Origin of the sequence: Pseudomonas sp. SIMBA_068, from assembly GCF_046534705.1 — a bacterium.
In the GTDB taxonomy this organism is placed as follows: Bacteria; Pseudomonadota; Gammaproteobacteria; order Pseudomonadales; family Pseudomonadaceae; genus Aquipseudomonas; species Aquipseudomonas putida.
The window spans coordinates 1-270 of record NZ_JAWRYI010000553.1 but is presented as its reverse complement, the minus strand read 5'-3'; the positions used below and the strand labels follow the sequence as shown (position 1 = coordinate 270).

Here is a 270-nt window from a genome sequence, read left to right as displayed (position 1 = left end):
ATAACTACGGCCCCACCGAAGCCACGGTGGTCGCCACTTCCGGCCGCGTGCGCGCCGGGCAGGTGCTGCACATCGGCAGGCCGATCGCCAATGCCCACACCTACCTGCTCGATGGGCAGTTGCGCCCGGTGCCGGTCGGTGTGGTCGGCGAGTTGTACGTGGGCGGTTGCGGTGTGGCGCGGGGCTATCTGAACCGTGCGGACCTGACCGCCGAGCGTTTCCTGCAAGACCCATTCAACCCTGGGCGCATGTACCGTACCGGCGACCTGG

The 270-nt window shown here is 68.1% G+C and carries 1 protein-coding gene; it reads left to right on the top strand.

The window, feature by feature from the left end:
• Positions 1–270, top strand: a 270-nt coding sequence (locus SB756_RS30370) for an AMP-binding protein (RefSeq protein WP_410913277.1), incomplete at both ends; no start/stop codon positions are given.